The organism is Mesorhizobium sp. P170090 (assembly GCF_057786115.1).
This window is the reverse complement of sequence record NZ_JBYNWH010000001.1, coordinates 1,860,397-1,878,720: the sequence shown is the minus strand read 5'-3', so window position 1 is coordinate 1,878,720 and position 18,324 is coordinate 1,860,397. Positions and strand designations below refer to the sequence as shown.

At 59.5% G+C, this 18,324-nt stretch carries 13 protein-coding genes, 9 pseudogenes and 1 riboswitch; of the genes and pseudogenes, 7 read left to right on the top strand and 15 right to left on the bottom strand.

What is annotated here, in order from left to right:
* Window positions 1-63 precede the first annotated feature (63 nt).
* The 4 genes and pseudogenes from AC3EML_RS09085 to AC3EML_RS09070 form a co-directional block, all read right to left on the bottom strand.
* Complete coding sequence (locus AC3EML_RS09085; protein ID WP_352756489.1) at window positions 64-1,233, bottom strand: M20 aminoacylase family protein; 1,170 nt, start codon at window positions 1,231-1,233, stop codon at window positions 64-66.
* A 387-nt stretch (window positions 1,234-1,620) separates the two neighbouring features.
* A pseudogene (locus AC3EML_RS09080) lies at window positions 1,621-2,099 on the bottom strand (malate synthase G); the annotation flags it as partial.
* Window positions 2,100-2,129: 30 nt separating this feature from the next.
* A pseudogene (locus tag AC3EML_RS09075) lies at window positions 2,130-2,300 on the bottom strand (hypothetical protein); the annotation flags it as partial.
* Between the two features lie 13 nt (window positions 2,301-2,313).
* Complete coding sequence (locus AC3EML_RS09070) at window positions 2,314-3,564, bottom strand: D-amino acid dehydrogenase (RefSeq protein ID WP_352522325.1); 1,251 nt, start codon at window positions 3,562-3,564, stop codon at window positions 2,314-2,316.
* A 48-nt stretch (window positions 3,565-3,612) separates the two neighbouring features.
* Window positions 3,613-3,710, bottom strand: a riboswitch (glycine riboswitch).
* Window positions 3,711-4,455: 745 nt separating this feature from the next.
* Here AC3EML_RS09070 and AC3EML_RS09065 point away from each other — a divergent pair.
* Window positions 4,456-4,695 (top strand): annotated as a pseudogene (locus AC3EML_RS09065) (integrase core domain-containing protein); the annotation flags it as partial.
* Between the two features lie 668 nt (window positions 4,696-5,363).
* Here AC3EML_RS09065 and ehuB read toward each other — a convergent pair.
* The gene (gene ehuB / locus AC3EML_RS09060) at window positions 5,364-6,254 is read right to left on the bottom strand and encodes an ectoine/hydroxyectoine ABC transporter substrate-binding protein EhuB (protein ID WP_352522327.1); all 891 of its coding nucleotides are present in this window, start codon (window positions 6,252-6,254) and stop codon (window positions 5,364-5,366) included.
* A 323-nt stretch (window positions 6,255-6,577) separates the two neighbouring features.
* Between ehuB and AC3EML_RS09055 the strand changes: the two genes are divergently transcribed.
* Window positions 6,578-7,744: a M24 family metallopeptidase gene (locus AC3EML_RS09055; RefSeq protein WP_488505185.1), complete on the top strand. Its 1,167-nt coding sequence runs from the start codon at window positions 6,578-6,580 to the stop codon at window positions 7,742-7,744.
* A gap of 127 nt (window positions 7,745-7,871) precedes the next feature.
* On the top strand, window positions 7,872-8,321 hold the full coding sequence (locus AC3EML_RS09050) for an IS66 family transposase (protein ID WP_488376742.1): 450 nt from the start codon (window positions 7,872-7,874) through the stop codon (window positions 8,319-8,321).
* Window positions 8,322-8,701: 380 nt separating this feature from the next.
* On the opposite strand, the gene tnpC is transcribed toward AC3EML_RS09050, so the two are convergent.
* The 4 genes and pseudogenes from tnpC to AC3EML_RS09030 all read right to left on the bottom strand — a co-directional run.
* Window positions 8,702-10,360 (bottom strand): IS66 family transposase, encoded by a 1,659-nt coding sequence (tnpC, locus tag AC3EML_RS09045; RefSeq protein WP_488376743.1) that lies wholly within the window; start codon window positions 10,358-10,360, stop codon window positions 8,702-8,704.
* A 58-nt stretch (window positions 10,361-10,418) separates the two neighbouring features.
* On the bottom strand, window positions 10,419-10,757 hold the full coding sequence (gene tnpB / locus AC3EML_RS09040; RefSeq protein WP_435053502.1) for an IS66 family insertion sequence element accessory protein TnpB: 339 nt from the start codon (window positions 10,755-10,757) through the stop codon (window positions 10,419-10,421).
* A 96-nt stretch (window positions 10,758-10,853) separates the two neighbouring features.
* Window positions 10,854-11,216, bottom strand: a complete 363-nt coding sequence (locus tag AC3EML_RS09035) for a transposase (RefSeq protein WP_488376744.1) — start codon at window positions 11,214-11,216, stop codon at window positions 10,854-10,856.
* 146 nt (window positions 11,217-11,362) lie between these two features.
* Window positions 11,363-11,705: pseudogene (locus AC3EML_RS09030) on the bottom strand (transposase); the annotation flags it as partial.
* A 74-nt stretch (window positions 11,706-11,779) separates the two neighbouring features.
* Here AC3EML_RS09030 and AC3EML_RS09025 point away from each other — a divergent pair.
* Window positions 11,780-12,028 carry a hypothetical protein gene (locus AC3EML_RS09025; RefSeq protein ID WP_488376745.1) on the top strand — a complete coding sequence of 83 codons (249 nt, stop codon included), beginning with the start codon at window positions 11,780-11,782 and terminating at the stop codon, window positions 12,026-12,028.
* A gap of 96 nt (window positions 12,029-12,124) precedes the next feature.
* Here AC3EML_RS09025 and AC3EML_RS09020 read toward each other — a convergent pair whose 3' ends face one another.
* From AC3EML_RS09020 to AC3EML_RS09010, 3 genes and pseudogenes are all read right to left on the bottom strand, one after another.
* Window positions 12,125-13,171 carry a GNAT family N-acetyltransferase gene (locus AC3EML_RS09020; protein WP_352522323.1) on the bottom strand — a complete coding sequence of 349 codons (1,047 nt, stop codon included), beginning with the start codon at window positions 13,169-13,171 and terminating at the stop codon, window positions 12,125-12,127.
* A gap of 290 nt (window positions 13,172-13,461) precedes the next feature.
* Complete coding sequence (locus tag AC3EML_RS09015) at window positions 13,462-14,556, bottom strand: pyridoxal-phosphate dependent enzyme (protein ID WP_352522322.1); 1,095 nt, start codon at window positions 14,554-14,556, stop codon at window positions 13,462-13,464.
* Window positions 14,557-14,993: 437 nt separating this feature from the next.
* A pseudogene (locus tag AC3EML_RS09010) lies at window positions 14,994-15,164 on the bottom strand (IS3 family transposase); the annotation flags it as partial.
* Window positions 15,165-15,262: 98 nt separating this feature from the next.
* Between AC3EML_RS09010 and AC3EML_RS09005 the strand changes: the two are divergent.
* Window positions 15,263-15,521 (top strand): annotated as a pseudogene (locus AC3EML_RS09005) (transposase); the annotation flags it as partial.
* A 218-nt stretch (window positions 15,522-15,739) separates the two neighbouring features.
* Window positions 15,740-16,378: pseudogene (locus AC3EML_RS09000) on the top strand (DDE-type integrase/transposase/recombinase); the annotation flags it as partial.
* A 15-nt stretch (window positions 16,379-16,393) separates the two neighbouring features.
* Here the strand turns inward: AC3EML_RS09000 and AC3EML_RS08995 are convergent.
* The 3 genes and pseudogenes from AC3EML_RS08995 to AC3EML_RS08985 all read right to left on the bottom strand — a co-directional run bounded on the left by AC3EML_RS08995 (window position 16,394) and on the right by AC3EML_RS08985 (window position 17,611).
* Window positions 16,394-16,648, bottom strand: a complete 255-nt coding sequence (locus AC3EML_RS08995) for a hypothetical protein (protein ID WP_352522321.1) — start codon at window positions 16,646-16,648, stop codon at window positions 16,394-16,396.
* Window positions 16,649-16,651: 3 nt separating this feature from the next.
* Window positions 16,652-16,974 (bottom strand): annotated as a pseudogene (locus AC3EML_RS08990) (transposase).
* Window positions 16,975-17,113: 139 nt separating this feature from the next.
* The gene (locus AC3EML_RS08985; protein WP_352522320.1) at window positions 17,114-17,611 is read right to left on the bottom strand and encodes an IS110 family transposase; all 498 of its coding nucleotides are present in this window, start codon (window positions 17,609-17,611) and stop codon (window positions 17,114-17,116) included.
* Between the two features lie 245 nt (window positions 17,612-17,856).
* On the opposite strand from AC3EML_RS08985, the pseudogene AC3EML_RS08980 reads away from it, so the two are divergent.
* Window positions 17,857-18,136 (top strand): annotated as a pseudogene (locus AC3EML_RS08980) (integrase core domain-containing protein); the annotation flags it as partial.
* Between the last annotated feature and the right edge of the window lie 188 nt (window positions 18,137-18,324).

Genomic DNA, 18,324 nt, shown 5'->3' with positions numbered 1-18,324 from the left:
GCAGCGATTATATCTCCCCGGTCCAATAGCCAAACCGAGGGGCAGATTACCAAACCGGAGCACTCACGGCGCCAAGATGGTTTCGACGAGTTTCACCCACCAACCGATGCCGTAAGGCAATGCCTCGTCGTCAAAATCAAAAGCTGGGTTGTGACATACAGCGGTCGGTCCGTTGCCAACAAAGATGTAGGCTCCTGGCCGCTCCTGGAGCATATACGCGAAGTCCTCCGCGCCCATGTTTATTCTTGTTGCAGCGTCTACGGAGGACGCGCCGACGAGATCTCGTGCCGCCTTGATGGCCAGCGTGGTCTCCTCCGAGTTGTTGGATGTAGCCGGCACAGAACGCATGTACTTGAATTCTATATCCCCGCCGAACGCCTGAGCGATGCCCCGGGCGACGGCCGGAATCTCTCGCTCGGCGAAGTCTCGCAGGGTGGACGCCAGAGCCCTGACCGTTCCGGAGATGGCAACTTGGTCGGGAATGACATTGTAGGCCTGGGCGGCACTCAGCTTGGTGACGGATATCACCAGCGACTCCAAAGGGTCGGTCCTGCGCGAAACCAAAACTTGCAGACCCAGAATGATCTGAGCTGCGATAACAACGGGATCCACGGTTCGATGTGGGTTGGCCGCATGGCCGCCAGTGCCCTTAACGAGGATATCGAAGTCATCCTGCGAGCCCATGATTGGACCAGGGCGGATGCCGAACTTGCCGATGTCAATGCCCGGCATAATGTGCATGCCATAAACCTGAGATATGCCAAAGCGATCCATGATCCCTTCTTGAACCATCCGCAGGGCGCCCGACGGGAGTTCCACTTCTTCGGCCGGTTGAAAGATTAAGGCGACAGTGCCTTTGAAGTTGCGGCTTTTGGCCAGGTGTTTCGCTGCACCCAAAAGCATGGCCGTGTGACCGTCGTGGCCGCACGCATGCATAATGCCCGGTATTTTCGACGACCAGGGTTTGTTTGAAGTTTCAATGATCGGAAGAGCATCCATATCCGCCCTCAGTCCGATCGTCGGCCCGTCTCCACCCTCGCCTTGAATCAACGCGACGATGCCAGTTTCAGCAATACCCATCTCGATGTGATTGATGCCGAACGAAGCCAGTTTTTCCGCCACAAACTTCGCTGTGTACTCCAACCGATAATCCAACTCCGGATTTTCATGTAGATAGCGGCGCCACTCGGTCGCCTCGCGCTGTAGTTCCCGGAAAGTTTCAATGCTTGTCATGCCGCATTAGCCTTTTGAATGAATTCTGCCGACCCACTTGCCAGCAACGTCCTGTCGGGAAATGGATGGCCGATATTTGTCCTTCTTGAGCGCGGTATGGCAATCCCGCTCAATAGGATGAGAATGTGCCCGAGAAGATTGGAGCAAAAGCGCGTCGGTTTGGTGCCAAACTGCACCGATTGCCGAAACAATACGCCAGAAAGCGTTACGTTTTGAAATGAACGCCAGCTTTTCAGTTAGCTCCGCAAGTGAGGCAATGGGAGGTGGTCGGCTTGAAAGCAAGAACTGCCGTGGAGGACCGCAAGGCTTAATGGCTTGAGGCACCTCTCCTGCGCTGCGTAAAGCGCACTCGCGATGATCATGTTGCAGCCGCGAGATTGAATGCACTCATGTAGCCCCGCAGCACGTTCGCAAACGGTCCTTCTTCAGCTGCAGCCGCCTGGCATGCAGCACCGGCTCGCTGTAGCCGTTGGGCAGGACTGTGCCCTTGAACACCAGGTCGCAGGCGGCCTGAATGGCGATCGACTTGTCGAAATCCGGCCATCGGCCGGTAGAGCGGATCGCCGACGTTCTGGCGGTCGCCGATCGCCGCCATGCGCTGTAGCGACTCCCTGACCTGGATTTCCGAGCACACCTTGTGGCGCAGCCAGTTGGCGATGTGCTGCGAGGAGATGCGCAAGGTGGCGCGGTCCTCCATCAGGCCGACATCGTTGATCGGGCACTTTCGACCAGCCGACACCCTGGTCGATCCGGCGCACGACATAGCCGAGAATGCCTTGCGCGTTGTTGTCGAGTTCGCGCTGGATCTCGTCCGGCGTCCAGTTCGGCCGCCTGGCCACCGGCACCGACAGGATGTCGTCGAGCTTTTGTTGGATGTCGTCGCGGATGGCGAGCAGCTCGCAGTTGCGGGGCGCGAGATCGCGTACGATCGAGGAGAACGAAGCCAAAGGCCGAGTTGCTGATGCTCGTGCCCGCAAGGCTTCGTCGCGGATGAAGTTGTGCAATTCCCGCGCGATCTTCAGTCCCGCAATCTCAACCCACGTCGCATGGACAGCTTCACGGCTCATTGCTCCGGCCCTCCTACGCTGCCAACCGATCGACGGGAAGCTCCGCCGCAACGGCCTGGACCAGAATGGCGGAGGTCGCAGCCGACAGGGTCCAGCCGAGGTGGCCGTGGCCGGTATTGTAGAACACACCCGGCGCACGTCCCTTCCCGACGCGGGGCATCATGTTCGGCATCATCGGGCGCAACCCGGCCCAGGGCACGACCCGGTTGGTCGTGACACCGGGGAAGAGTGTCCGAGTCCACTCGATCAGCGGCCTGACCCTGTCATCCCGAATGTCTCGGTTGAGGCCATTGAACTCAGCGGTGCCCGCCACCCTGAAGCGTCCAGCGCCAAGGCGGCTAGTCACGATTTTTGCTCGGTCATCCAGGATGCTCACCCAGGGCGCGGCCGCCTGTGCCGAGGCATCATTGAGGTCGACAGTGATCGAGTATCCTTTAACCGGATAGATGTTAAGACGATCGCCGAGCATGGCCGCAATGTCACGGCTGTGCGAACCTGCACACACTACGATTGCATCAGCTTCTATGGCCAGTTCGGCGCTTTGTCCGCCCGCGCAAGGGGCTGAATAGGTCAGTCGGAATCGATCACGCTGCTCGATTCGGGTGACCTTCGCGTCGTAGAGGAAGGCGCCGCCACGCCTTGTGCAGGCTTGGGCCAGCCTCGTGGTATACTTGTGGATGTCACCGGTCGAGTCGGATGGCGTGTAGAAGCCACCATGGAAGTTACCGTTCAGGGCCGGTTCGATTGCAGCGATCTCGGCCGCGGTCACTGGTCGCCGGTCCAGCCCGCCTTCAACCAACATATCGTTCACCTTTGTGGCGTGGTCGAAACCCGTCTTGTCCCAGCAGACATGAAGGATGCCGCGGCAGACATGATCAAAATCGATATGCTCCCGCTCCGCAATCTCGAACATGTACTTGCGAGCAGCGATCGCCAGCCGTGTGGTCGCAACTGTGTTCTCGCGATACCGGGAGATGTTAGACACGAACTCCGCGAGCCAGCTATACTTGTGCCACGAGGGCGCCGGGTTCATTAGCAGCGGCGCGTCGCGCCTGAGCATCCATTTGACCCCCTTAAGGATAGTGGACCAATGGTTCCAGACTTCGGCATTGCTGGCCGAGAGCTGGCCGCCGTTGGCGAATGAGGTCTCCATCGCGGCATAGCGCTGCTGCTCAACCACGGTCACATCGTAGCCATGCTCCAAAAGGGCATACGCCGTCGACACGCCGGTGATACCGGCACCAATCACAGCAATCGTGGGCAATTCACTCTCCAGACAGAATAGCGGTTGCAGGGCGGTTGCCCGCGGCTTATCCTCAAATCTGTCTCTGTACCTGAGAGCTTAACCGGACAGCGGCCCGGCTTTCCCCTTCGGTGGACGCTAGGGCGCCGCTCTCCAGAGCGTTCCGCGGCACGGTCATTTCTGCCTGAGAGTTTCCTTGGGGGGTTGGTCCGTCGGCGTCAGCACTTGCTGATCTCTCCCGTCTCGCGCGTTGAACGGCACCTTTATAGGATGACCCGCTGCACTTGCGCAGCCAATCAGTTTGTTCCAGTGAAACGTTTGAGCCAATCTCAGCGCGTCTCTGCAACAGGCCAAGCAGGATCACTTCGAGCCAAGCTCCTCGAGGATGACAGCGACCGTCTGCGCCTAGCGACTTGCCCGCGATGCGCCCTACTCGCACACCCTTCATCTCATCCAGCGCCACCCGCTGTCGATATCGCACCCTTGTTGCCGTCCTATCAGCTGATTCTGCCGTGCTGACAACCATACCGGACCGGAGCGGCCGGATCGGGACCTTCGGCCATGGCTTCGCCGCGCCGATAGCCGCCCGATGGGCCCGTCTTATTCGGAGCGTCTGAATCGTCGTATTCACTCGCGCACGGGTGAGCGGATGCGGAAAGCTGGTTTTAGTCGGCGTGCAGCGGCGTAGACGCTGGCCGACTGAGAGATTTTGGATCCTTTCGGCAGTTGGCGTCAACCGAGCGACGGGCGCCGATGTGGCGATGCGCGACCTAGCTAGAGCACGTCCTGTTTAATCCGATCATATCCTGCGGCTTTGAAGCAGTTTGTCAATGACCGTGGAATCCGGACCCCGCATTTTCGAGTAAAAGGTGGACGAAAAGCACCCCTCAAATGGAGTGCGCCCCTCGTGGATCCATGGGCCGGCGCGGCAATCGCTACGATAATGCGGAAGCGGAAAGCTTCATGAAGACGATGAAGGTCGAAGCCGTCTATCCGATGGCCTACGAAACCTTCGCCGACGTCGCTGAGGACCTTCCCCGCTTCATTGATGAGGTTTACAACACCCGCCGATTGCACTCAGCGCTCGGCTATCTCAGCCCGCAACAGTTCGAGGACCAACACGCCCGGCAGATGGTCAAAACTGCGGCTTGACCCTGTCCGGTCCGAGGGGCGCACTCCACAACGGGGTCCTCATTCCATGAAAAATCACACCGAACAATACATGCTCGGTTCGATCCGCGCCCGGGCCGCGCCAGCTCGGTCGCATCCGGCAAACGCCTTGCCCGTCGATGTCCGCGACGGCAGGTTACGCTAGGCGATCGGCCTGCCTAGCTGACTGCATATCTTCCCGCGGTGACGCTGTCGAACCTGATCGATCATGCCATGAGCGTGCCGCAGGTGGTGCAGGCGCCGCGCCTTTGGACGCGGGGCCATGCGGTGAAGGTCAAGGCTTCGGTGCTGGAAGGCGCTCTCGCGACATTGCGCGACCGCGGTCACGGTTGGTCGGGAGGTCGAGGGACTGTTCCATGAGTGTGTAATAACCCTTAATGTGATGGCTGGTGCCTGTCAGTGAGCTGACCTGCACTTCGCCGGGTCCGAGGCATTAAGGTCGGCACCGTTATGACGATGCGCGAATACCATTATACCCGTCTCGCATCCGGCAATTAAATCACTTAGTCGGGCGACATCGACCGCACACCAGCTTGCCGCAGGGCGCATGGCTATTCGGGTCAGGTTCGAATTTTCCGAGAGAGCGGCTGTCCAGCTATTCGTCCGAGGGATATGCGGACCACGAGCGCTAATCGCCTACGTACTGGTACTTACCGATAGTTGCCCTGGCAAAGAGACTCCGCGGTAATTTTGTCGCCAGCCAGTTCAGCCTTAGCGAAACCGTACGACGACAGCTTCTCCCAGACTGTGCCGTCGGACTTTCTGGCGGCAAGGCTTTCGTTGAATAGGTCACGGAAATCCGCGTCCTCTGGCCGGAAAGCAATTGCCGAATAGCCGAGCTCTTCTTGGCCATCTTCCATGATGCGTCCAGTGAACGGAGCCGCGCGCTCGATGCCCTTAACGTTGGGGTCGTTGAGAATGCCAAGAGCCGTGCCGCTGGTCATCAGGATCGCATCGACCCGATCCGCCAGAAGCGCAGAGACCAGTTCGTTGTAATCTTGGAAGAGTTCGATCTGATCTCGCGACACACCCGAGGCGATCGCGCTCTCCGTCGTGGATGCACCGCGCGCATCACCTATGCGAACTTCAGAGTTCTTTGCCATGTCGGCATAGTTGTGAATGTTCAGAGGGTTTCCCGCTTTCACGATTGCAGCATCGCCTGTGGCCATGAAGGGCTCGGAGAAACTGACCTGTTTGCAGCGTTCCGGAGTGATGTTCATACCAGAGGCGACTGCGTCTATCCGGCGGGACATGAGGCTGGGGATCAGCGCACCCCATTCCATCACAACGAAATCGACTTCCTTAACGCCGAGCGGCTCGACCACCGCCTTCAGAACGTCGGGATGGACGCCCGAGACGGTGCCTTCCTCATTCTTGACGCCCCAAGGCCAACGGTTGTGAATTCCAATAGTCAGTTTTCCTTCCTTTGCAATCTTCTCCGTGAGCGTTTCCGCTTTGATCGCCTCCGACGAGACACTGACCAGGAGAAGTGCTGCCGTAATTAGCATAGCGGCTCTGCGAATGACGCCGAGGATTCTCACCTGAAGCCCCCGTTGAAGAGTTTCTAACTGTGTAGCACCGTATATTGGGTATACCTGCTCTGTCAACATGATGGAGGCTCATAAAGGAGACGCCGACGGAGACCAAATGGTTGCCCTTGCCTCGCGGGAGGTGGGCCATCCCGTTCAAGCTGGTTCCGTCGAATAACGCGGGTGGTACCGTCCATCAGGGCGTTGATCGTTTCGGTGCGGATCGCGCGGTGACGCGCTGCGCAGAAGAACAACGAAGGGCCGGAGTTCTTACATCTTGACGTAAAATTATACCCGGTATACAAGCCGTTGCGTTGCTCATTCAAGGGTACATTATGTACGATAACCTACTGGTGCGTGCGGACGAGTATCGGGAGCGTATCGACACCCTCCGCAGGTGCATGGCAGAACAATCTGTCGATGCGTTTCTGATCTCGGATCAGGATAATTTTGAATACTTCAGCGGCTACAAGTCCTTGTTCTGGGCTTCCAAAGCCCGGCCCTTTTTTTTAGTCGTCCCAAAAGACAGCGACGCGGTGGTCGTGGCCGCCGCTGCCGAAGCGAGGACGTTCTATCAAACCTCGGAACTGCCTCTCGGTCTGGCATACCAGCAGTATTCCGGCTTCATCGAGGGTGCGGTCGACAAAGTCATCGAGGTTCTCGGACAGTCCGACCGTCGCACTATTGCGCTTGATTATGGATTCGAGAGTTTTGGCGTGGGTTCATTCAGTCTGATCGACAAGCTGAAGACCCAATTCCCTGCAGCACAGCTTGTTGAAGGTGCAGATTCCATTTGGCCCATCCGAATGATCAAGACGCCGGTCGAGATCGCCCAGAAGCGGCGTGCCCTCGAGATCGCGCACGACTCGTTCCACCACTGCCTGAAGAACTTGGCACTGGGGACGACGGAAAAACAGTTTGCCAAGGCATTGACGCTGGACCTGATCGAGCGTGGCGCTGAATCGGTTCCCTGGTTGCCGGTGCGCTTCGGACGCAAGGATTTCGCCTATAGTCTGCCGCCGACCGATCGGGCGCTGGCAAAGAATGATTTCATTTGGGTCGATGTCGGCTGCCGGTTGTTTGGTTCAATTTCCGACGTTAACCGGATCGCCAAGTCAGGGCGCGTCACCAACGAAGAACAAAGCATCTACACGCAGGTCCGAAACGTGACGATCGCGACGTTGTCTGCAATTAAGCCTGGCATGACCGGTGCCGATGTCTATGGCACGTTCGAAGTGTATGCCCAGGAGACGGAGTTGGGGCTTCCGAGTGCAACCGCATCGCGGATCGGCCATGGATCTGGTCGCAACCTGACGGAGCCGCCTTCGATCGCGGCGACCTCAAAGGAAATACTTCAGGAGGGAATGATCATTCACGTCGAGCCGAAATACGAACTGGAGATTGGTGTGTTCCAGTTGGAAGAGGTGGCGGTGGTGACGAAGGACGGCGCCGAACTCATCACCAAGCTTTCCGAAGAAAAATTCCCTGAAGCGCTGGGCTAGTTTCTCAGAATTTGCCTAGGCCATAGCCTGCGTCCCTCCCCTCAGCGGATCATGGATGTTGCCGGGGCGGATCGATCTCGCCCCGGCTTCGTAACGACGAGGTGCCGGGAAACCGGAATTCGGTTACTTGTCGAACCGCGGCTGGCGACATCTCGTAAGCAGAATAGAGGACGATATCCGCGGCCGATCGGCCGATGAACGCCATGCGATTCGTCAGGAAATAGCCGCGCTATTGTGGCCGATCTCGAACCCTGGCTGCGCGAGAAGCTCGGCCTGGATTAGCCAGAAGACAAAGCTCGCCGAGGCGATCCGCTACACGCTCTCGCGCTGGCAAGACCTCTCGCGCTTCCTTGACGACGGCCGCATCGAGATCGACAGGCAACACCGTCGAGCGCTCAATCCTTCCAATCGCCATCTCGGGGTCATTCTGCCCATGTTGGGCAGGAGGTCGAGGTCCATTACCGTTGGCACCCGTATTTCGGACGTCGGCTTCGCTGCGAGAACAGCGAAGCCGACGTCCGGATCATTCATCTCGTCATCGCGCCCGGGCATGTCATTACCGCTCCGGCCTGGATGATCGATCCCGTGGCTTGCGCGGCGATGGACCTAGGCCCCCCGGCACGTATCGCTTGCCGCGCTGCTTGAGCTGCACAAGCTCTTGATCGAACGCCGTTTCCGGCGAGGCTCTTCGGATGGTTTCACCATCGCGGAGGCGCAACATGAGAACCCTGCCACCCCCGACACGATCTCTCGTGGTCGTTCGCCAACTCAGCTTGCCGCTCGACTCGGAGAAGCTGAACGGGCTTAGTTCAGCGCAACGGACCATAGTGACGTGGTCCGTAGGCCGGAGCCTCGAGCCCGCGCGCTATGTATTTGCGCACCGTCTTGCGGCGATCTCGGCGGCGTTTCCTTTCCGATTAAGCCGGCCACCGACTCCGATTTGAAGCCGGCCAGTCATTAGGTGTCGTAGAGCTTAGCGATTGGGTCAGGGGGAAGACATGTTCGTCCCGATCGTTGCCCACCAGTGCAGCGGGAACCGTCTCGACGCACAGCATCAAGATCGAGCGCACCTTGCCCATTCTTCGTAACCGCTGTTCTCAGGCCACGGCCTTGAGCGGCGCGGGGGCATAGGCCCAGGGCAGCAGGTCGTCGAGCTGGCTTTGCGGATGGCCTGCGACGATGCGGGCGATGACGTCGGCGAGCTAGGCGTACGGGTCGACGCCGTTGAGTTTCGCGGTTTCTACGAGCGAGGCGATGGTCGCCCAGTGCTCGCCACCGCCGTCGGAACCGGCGAAGAGCGCATTCTTCCGATTGAGGGCGATTGGCCTGATCGAGCGTTCGACGACGTTGGAGTCGATCTCGACGCGGCCGTCGTCGAGGAAGCGACCAAGTCCGGCCCAGCGCGAGAGCGGGTAGCGGATTGCTTCTGCGAGCTTGCTCTTCTGGCTGACCAAGGTGAGCTTCTCGCGCAGCCATGGCTGGAGGGTATCGATGACGGGGCGGCTCTCTCCTGGCGGGCGGTTCGCCGCTCTTCGGGCGAGCGTCCCCGTATCTCGCTCTCAATCCTGTAGAGCTCGGCGATGCGCTGGAGCGCCTCGGCGCGGGTCCGGACTGGGCCAGTTCGTAGAACCGGCGACGGACATGCGCCCAGCAGAACGCTAGGCTCACGGCATTGCGCTCGGCCAACGCCCGGTATCCGGCGTAGCCGCCGACTTGCAGGATTCCGACGAAGCCCTGAAGGTGCCGGAGTGGCTGTTCGGCCTTGCGGTCGGGCGCATAGAGATAGGCGACACCGGGCGGATCGATCCCGCCCCAGGGGCGATCGTCGCGCGCATAGGCGAACAGCTGGCCCGTCTTGGTGCGGCCGCGCCCGGGATCGAGCACCGGCGCCGTGGTCTCGTCGGCGAAGAGCTTGCCGGACGCCTTCAGCCGCTCGAACAGCCGCTCGTGGATCGGCCGTAGCAGGAAGGCTGCCTTGCCGACCCAGTCGGCGAGCGTGGACCGATCCAGGTTCACGCCCTGCCGGGCATAGATCTGCGCCTGGCGATACAGGGGAAGATGGTCGGCATACTTCGACACCAGCACGTGGGCGACGGTCGCTTCGGTCGGGATGCCCCCCTCGACGAGGCGCTCCGCTGCGGGCGCCTGCACCACGACCTCCTCGCAGCTCCGGCAGGCATACTTCGGTCGGCGCGTGACGATGACACGGAATTGGGCCGGCACGATGTCGAGGCGCTCGGAGCGATCCTCGCCCATGACGTGCAGCATTCCCTTGCAGCACGGGCAGATCTTGTCGGGAATGTCGATGACCTGCTCGATACGCAGCAGGTGCGCGGGCAGTGCACCGCGGTTGGTGCGGCGCTTGCTGGCGCGAGCCTCGCGCTTGGCAGGGTCGGCGGTGTCCTCTGCGGCGAAGCCCTCCGCCTCGACCTGCTCGGCCTCTTCCAGGCCCAGCAGCAGCTGGTCGACTGGCAGGCTCTCTGCCCTGCGGCCGAAGCGGTGGCGCTGCAGTTCCTTGATGATCTGGCGCAGCCGCTCGTTCTCGGCGCGCTCCGCCGCGAGCATCGCCTGAAGCGCGATCGGATCGTTGGTCTGAGGCTCGGCCGGATTGCTCACAAGGCCGATTCAATCATGCATTCCAATGCTTTGCCAGCGTCTCTGGCCTACCATGGAATCAACTTGCCGCGACCGGCGCGCGCGTCTCGCGGGTGTCATGCACGCGCCGCCAATCCAACCCTTCCAGGAGCGCCTGCAATTGCGCCGCCGACAACCTCACCACGCCATCGGTGATGGCAGGCCAGCAGAACTTCCCGTCCTTCAGACGCTTCGCCAGCAGGCACACGCCGGTGCCGTCGAAGTACACCAGCTTGACCCGGTCGGCGCGCTTGGCCCTGAAGACGTAGACCGCGCCGGAGAACGGATCGGCGCCCATCGTCTCACGCACCAGCGCCGCCAGGCCCTCGGCCCCCTTGCGGAAGTCCACCGGCTTCGTCGCGACCATCACCTTGACCATACCCGTCGGCCCGATCACGACGGCGTCTTCAGCGCACGGATCACCGCCGCCACCGTCCTGGCGTCGGCGCCACGACCGACCCGCATGGCGACGCCGTCAATCTCCAGCTCGATCACGCCGGCTTCTCGCGCGGCCTTCCGCTTCCGTGTCGATCTCGCGCGCTTCCCCGCCGGTTCGGGTTCCTGTGCCGCGACCACTGCTGGAACAAACAACGGCTCCGGTGCCGGCGCATTCGCCAACGGCACCCGCGCGGACCGGCGCCAGGCGAACAGCTGCTGCCGACAATGCATGTCGCCGAGCCACCGCGCTCACGGTCTCGCCAGCATCGTAGCTTTCCGCCACGATCCGCGCCTTCTCCTCCGGCAACCATTCGCGCCGCCGTCCAGAACCCGTGAATATCTCAAGCCGTCGAACCGGCTCCTCGTCCCTGGAATTAAGCGTAAGCTCTGAAATCGTCATGTGTCGAAGCCCTCAAAGGCTCCGAGCATCGTGGCTCACGACCACGCGCGAAAGGTGGCGCCGGGACAGCGCTCACCCATTATCGGCCCTGCAGACCCGATTGCTTCTCGAGGCAACCGGATGCTGCCCTCCCGAGGACATCGGGGTTCTTCCGTGATCGCCTTCACCTTGCGGGTCGACACGCCCTGCACATACATCTCCGCCAGTGTCGCCACCAAGGCCCGCTCGGAACGCTGGTAGCGCTCGAACAGCTCGGTGGAGAAGCGCCCGGCCCGGTCCTGCGGAACCCGCAGCTCGAGCTTGCCGACCCGCGTCACAAGGGTACGGCCGTAATAGCCCGAGCGATAGCCAAGCCGTTCGGGCGTGCGCTCGCTCCTGGAGGCACCCAGCGCCTCGTCCATCACGGAGCACTTCGTGCAATCCATCCGGGTTCGAAAGCAAAATGTCTTTGACGGCAGCGCTGGCGGTCTTAACTTCAGTCTTGGTCATGGTGGCGTTCCTTCGCGGGAATCAGGTGACGTGAACAATCACCAGCCTGCCATGACCGCCCCCTCTCAGCGAATTTGCAGAACTCTCAGCACACTACCGACATCGGCGGTCCGTGGAGCTATCCGGAGTTCCGTGAGGCTTGCGTCGATCCGACCCACGAGGGGCATGCCGAGCTCATCGAATGGTGGGGCAGCAAAATTACGATCCGTAACAGGCCAACTTCGCCGAGCTCAACAAAGCTGTCGACGACTTGGCCGCAAAGTGAGCTCGCAAATCACGCCGAAATCCGAAAGTATATTCGTTATCGATCACTCACCGCATGATCTCTTGTCGGACCTTTTCGTGCAGCGCACCAACAACTGGTCCTCAGCATAGAGCACGCTCCCAGAAGGTATAGGAAGCGCGACCTTAAGGCGTGCTCATCGTGACAACCCGACTTTATATTCAAGAATGTTCTGAGGGCCAATTGGGCCGCAGAAAGTAACGCCTGTGTCCCAAAAACCCGACTTCAGATAAGTTTCTCTGGCTGTCACATTGCGTACGTTGACGCCTAACATGAGACGGGTGACGTATGGACGGTTTGTTAATATCCATCCAGCAGCACGTCTAATTGCCGTCTTGCCATATCCATTGCCCTGGTATGCTTGGCCCACGCGAAAGCTGTGCAAGGTAATTGCATCAGGCGGTGACCATTCCGGCACCGCCGCCTTTTCACGCAGGACAAAAAAGCCAACTACATGATGACGGACGATGATCGAGAACGGGTGCTCCAGTTCGCGGCGCGAGCTATTCTGAAGCTCAGAGAACACTAAACCTAACGGGTCCACAAACTGTTCTTGCTCTGGCTCAAGGTTTAAATGGGCGACCTTGGCGTGGTCAACGTGAGACAAAGCTTCCAGCATCGCGCCACATCCCTGCTTAATAGGCTCGACAGTCTCAAGGTGTCCCAGCGCATGGGGTTGAAGAGAATTTGGATTGGGGGCGGGGCTCATAAACAGTCCATTGTCCCGGTGCAACTGACGAGTTGCATCAAATGCAGGGGTGAGCCAATGAACCTTGTCGAAGTGTGGGTGGTTGATATTCGAGTGAAGGAGATTACCTCCCAGCTTGCTAAGGCTTGGACTGCAACATGCTTGCCCAAACAGACTGGACTTTACGCTATCGACGCCAACGGCATCCAATTCGGGGAACACTATCCCTACGTATTTGGAAGTGCCGCACATGGAGCCCCCTGATCCCACCATGCCAAACAGGCAGTCGATCTTTCCCGCCTTCTTGATAAGCAGCTCAGCCAATTTTGCGCAGGCGAGCGGATTATCCGCATTGGAGTACAGCGAGTGCCAATAGCTGTCGGCTATCCCTTTCAGATATCCGGCCAGCCTGTCCAATCGCGCGTGCTGATAGCCGCCATTGGATGCGGGCTTGTCGACAATCTCCACGTGTGCGCCAAGCTCAAGAAGGCGCATATGAAGGTGTCGAATCATCTCGACAGTCCCATAGGCGATCTCCGTGATCAGTGTGTCTCTGGAACAAGATAGGGGTCTGCGGTATAGACCTCCGGGAGATCCGAGTACATTTCGCAAGCATGCTCTCCCAAAACGGACGCAATTATGACAAACGTTACGTCAGATTTGTTTCTGACGAGAATAATATTCCTTCTTGATCAATAGCTTCATGTTCTACCGATCACGTTGTGGTGCGGCAGTTCTGAAGTTTTTCCAAGCATGCGTGATCAAAGTGCGCTTCCAACAGCACCTCACGGATTGTATCCAGCCTGGCGGGGCATCGGATCGCTTCCAGTAACATCTCGATATTTGCGTCGACCCCATTTGAATCGACACCATTCCTCCGATACCGTTTCTAATGAAACGATATCCCTTGGCCCTCCCCAATCCCGAATGAGGTCTTTGCTCCAGTTGTTCAACCATCCGGGATTAAATATCGTCTCCGCATAACGGACGCCATGATCCGGTAGAATGGTGAGAACGTTCTGCAAGGGGGCCCGAGTTGCACGCCACTCCGCAACAGCCAGAGCTGCACCGCTCGATGGCCCGACGAGCATTCCGGTACGTCGATGAAAGTCGTGGACTTTCTGAATCATCTTCGGTACCGGCACCCAATGGACTTCGTCGCAGATCTCGAAATTTACGTTGCCCATGGGAATTCCTGCGCCCATCGCCAAAATTTGTTCGAACGTTTCCCTGCACATCTTGCTGATCCGCTTGGCTCGGGCGCCAAAAATCACGCTTCTATTGTGATCGACTGCGATCACCTCTAGGGCTGTGTTCTCGCGCTGCAAAACAGACGCAATTCCAAACAGCGAGCCCCCGCTGCCAACTGCACCAACGATCGCATCAATCTTTGGCTGTGCCATGAGGGCTCGCTCGGCAACCGGCCGGTAAGACGAACGATTCAGTGGGTTTGAGTATTGTTGCGGCCAAAAGCTATCAGGAACTGAGGAGCATAACTCGGCCAGCACGTTAAGGCGCGCCTGCTGAATTCCACCTTCGCAGTTGTTACTGGCGTGGACCGTATGCAGGACTGCGCCCAAATTCTCCAGTCGCCAGCGCACGATTTCAGAGGTTGGACCCGTGACCAGCGTAAGGTGCAGGTCATATAATGAACACAGGATAGCTAAGGCTAAGGCGAACGTGCCAGAACTGCTTTCAATCACATGTCCCCCGGCCCGCAATTGACCGCTTGCCAGTGCGGCGTCGAGAATGTGCTTTGCCGGAGTAAACTTCATTAGGTCGAATTTCGCGGCGACGAGATTGTGCGAGACCTGTACGAAGGTCGGGAAGGAAAGCGCCTCGGTGACATTTGCGCCGAACGGTTTTGGAAGTGCATCCATGCTTCTACTCACCCTCGCTATCGTGAAAGCGCCAAGCGGTTGAGGTCCTGCTCGCGAGCTAGCTAGTTCGTTTAACTCCACTTGGAGGCTTACGGTTTTTCAGTTGCCCAAGAACGCAATCTGGCAGATCTGACATGTTGCGTGCTCCCTTGTCTCGATTCGATTGCGGTTAGCCACGACTTGAATGTCAGCGGAAAGCTCCTTCCGACCCGCGACAAGGAAACTTCAAAAGTTGTGCCAATTGGCGGTCGAACTGAAGAAAAATTTTGTGGTTTCACTTCAGACATTTACCCTGAAGCGTGACAAGAGATTGGCCAAGTCAGGCTGTGTCGCTCGCCCGACAAACCCGACAGGAGGTGTCGGATAGCAGCTGCGCCGCCTATACGGCGAAGTCGCCGAGTGGCCTGCTGCCGGTTGAGTGGACAGGCACCAACGTCCTATTCCTGGAAATCAACTGAGCTGAGATAGCCCAGCGTGCGTCGAGTGGCGCCGCTTGGGATTGTAGAAGCGCTCGTAGTCGAACACATCCGCCCCGGCTGCGTCCGTCGTCTGTAGACTTTGCGAGCCGTGCTCTCGGTTTTGAGCGACGAGAAGAAGCTCTCCACGCTAGGCCGCGAAAGACGCTCGGCCGGAGAACGCCAGTGCCGTTGCCCCTTTGGCTTAATCCGGTTTGAAGTTCGCTCTGGTCCAACGCGAGGACCAGAGAATGAAGCGCAGCCGTTTCAGTGAAGAGCAGATCATCGGGATTTGGAGCAGCACGAGGCCGGAGTTTCGGTGGCCGATCTGTGCCGCAAGCACAAGGTCAGCGACGCCAGCATCTACAAATGGAAGGCGAAGTATGGCGGCATGGACGTGTCGGAAGCGAAGCGGCTGAAGACGCTGGAAGATGAGAACGCTCGTCAGAAGCGGCTCCTGGCGGACGCCATGCTCGACAATGCCGCTTTGAAAGATCTTCTCGGAAAAAATGTATGGTCCGCCCCGTCCGTGCAAGGTGTCGCGACATCACGAATGACGATTTCAGTTGCATAAATGTATCCGGCCTCTCGCGAGTGAACTGCTGTTGCAGCCAGGCCATGATGAGATCCGCACATGCCGTTCCGAATAAACGGTTCGGGCACGAAGCCCGCTTTTTTGCACAGGGCTTACGGCATGCTGATCCACCACGGGGCGGACCATCCCATTAATGTTGACGCCCCCGGCCAAGCGGAAAGCTGTCGCTCGCCTGAAGGAAGGCTTCGGGATGAGCGAACGGCGGGCGTGTAAGGCCATCGGCTGTTGCCCGCATGACGGTTCGCTACGAGACCAGCAGGCCGGACGACCGCGAGCTTCGTGAGCGGATGAAGGCGATCGCGCATGAGCGCCGGCGCTTCAGCTATCGCCGCCTGCACGTGCTATGTGGTCAATCACAAGCGTCTGTTCCGGCTCTATCGCGAGCAGAAGCTTGCCGTTCGGCGCCGTGGCGGCCGCAAGCCGGCGATTGGAACGCGGGCACCGATGATGGTCCCCGTTGCATCCAACGACCGTTGGTCACTGGACTTCGTGTCGGATCAGCTGACCGATGGGCCGTCGCTTCCGGAATTTGACCATCGTCGACGACTGCACGCGCGAGTGTCTGGGGTTGGTCGCGGATACGTCTCTGTCCGGCGTGAAGGTTGCCCGCGAACTCGATCGGCTCATGATCGGACGCGGCAAGCCGAAGATGGTGGTCAGTGACAATGGCAGCGAACTGACCAGCAATGCGATCCTTGTCTGGGCCGATGCAAGCCGCGTGGACTGGCATTTTATCGCGCCGGGCAAGCCAATGCAGACGGATGTTATAGAATAGCCCCTTCTTTTCTCATTTGGCAGCTTTTTCCACAGCATTCTGCCTCTTCGGCCTCGTTCGCCATCGGGAAGTCGCTGCTGCGTAGGCAGCTTCCGCCTTCTCGACCCGGGATCGTTCTTCGGCGCGCTTGGCCGGGATGTTGTAGTCGAAGGCGGTGCAGCGTCTGGCATGGCTGGTCGGAAGGCCGGCACGCAGCTCGACCGATCTGAACTTGCGGCCGAGCAAGGCCGGCCGGGCCCAGATGTAGTCGGTATCCTTGCTCAGCATGTGTCAGATGATCATTGCAAGCTTGCGCGCAGTGGCGACGGCCGCGATGTGCTTCCCGCGGCGCGAGGCGATCCGCTTGTGGAAGGCGCGAAGAGGTCCTGGCGGTCGCTCAGCCGCCCATGCCGCCTCGACCAGCATCCCCCGCGCATGGCCGCGGCCCTGCTTCGTGATGCGCCCGTGATAGGCTGGCCCCTCACCGGACTGCCGCACGCTCGGATTGAGGCCAAGATAGGCAACGAGCTTCTGTGATCGCTGAAGCGCCGTATGTCGCCGATTGCCGCGGCAACGCTCGCAGCCACGGTGACGTCGAGGCCGGGCAACGTCATCAGGCGGCGGATTGTCGGGTCCTGGAGGGCATGGACGGCGATATCCGCCTCGACCACCGTCAACGCCTCGTTATCTGGTTAATCAAGCCGAGGTTGCGCTCGATGGCGGCGCGCTCATCCGCAGGCAATATTTGCCTCGTCAGCCATTTGCGCCCGCTGATCCGACGAGGTTCCCATGCGGGCACGGCGGGATCAGGTGGGCGTGGAGGATTGACTGGATCAGGTTCTTCAGCCGCGAACGCTGGCGAACCAGCTGTGTCCGCCTGGTGACCTGTCTTCGGAGGGCAAGGGTCCCCGGATCCGGAACCCAGACCTCCGGCAGAAAGCCCGAGGCGTAGAGCTTCGCAAGGACAGTGGCGTCGATCGTGTCAGTCTTCACCTTCGCGTGCGCGATCATGTGCACCTGCTTGGGATTGGCGATCACGATCCGATCGACGTAGGGCGACAGCACTTCAGCGACGGCAGCAGCATTGCCCGTGGCCTCGATCCAGATGATCATCGTGGGTGAGTTCCTTCCTGGCGAACTCCTCGAGCTTGTTGCGCAGCATTTGAAGCGGCCGAGCTTGACGATCTCGCCATCAAGCAACGACACGACCTCGGCGGCTACGCGGTGTATGTCCATGCCGATAATACGCAACGGTTCCCTCCATCGTTGGTCACGAACAGGGAGCGAGCGGGCAACACGACTAATACGGATCCGCGCTCGCAGCGCATCCGGGCCAGTCGTAGGGGCGGCCAGATAATGTGCTCGAACTCGCAGTTCATCTCATACGACGGCCTGCCCGCACTTGCGTGCTCCCGGTGCCCCGTGGCCCGGATGCGCCAAGCTTAACGAACCTGACGTACCGAACAAACGATGGCACCAAGAACATCATGCCGGATAATGGCTTCATCGAGAGCTTCAACGGCCGACTACGCGATGAACTGCTCAACGAGACGCTGTTTACTTCGCTGGCTCAGGCATGCGTCGCCATCGCCCTGTGGCGCCGACTACAACACCGCCCGGCCGCAATCCCAAATCGCCTGGCAGACACCGGCCGAGTTCGCCACCACCTTCAATCTGCTACGGGCGCTGCGCGATGCCAAAGGCTCCGCGCCAAGCGCCCGTCCACCCGCCCAGCAGGGCACAACCCACGCCGGAAACGAACTCAAAACTGGATAGAATGGGGGCAACGTCAAGTGCACTCGCCGGAACGAAACAAATCGGGCGAAAACCTATGACCTGATGGGATGGACGGCACTCCCTCATGTGACTTGCGACAGCCACACTATGGCACCTCGATGCCGGGAGCGGAGGCCGTCCATCCCATCAGGTCACGTAGGCTACAACTACGAAGCCGGCACAGCCGA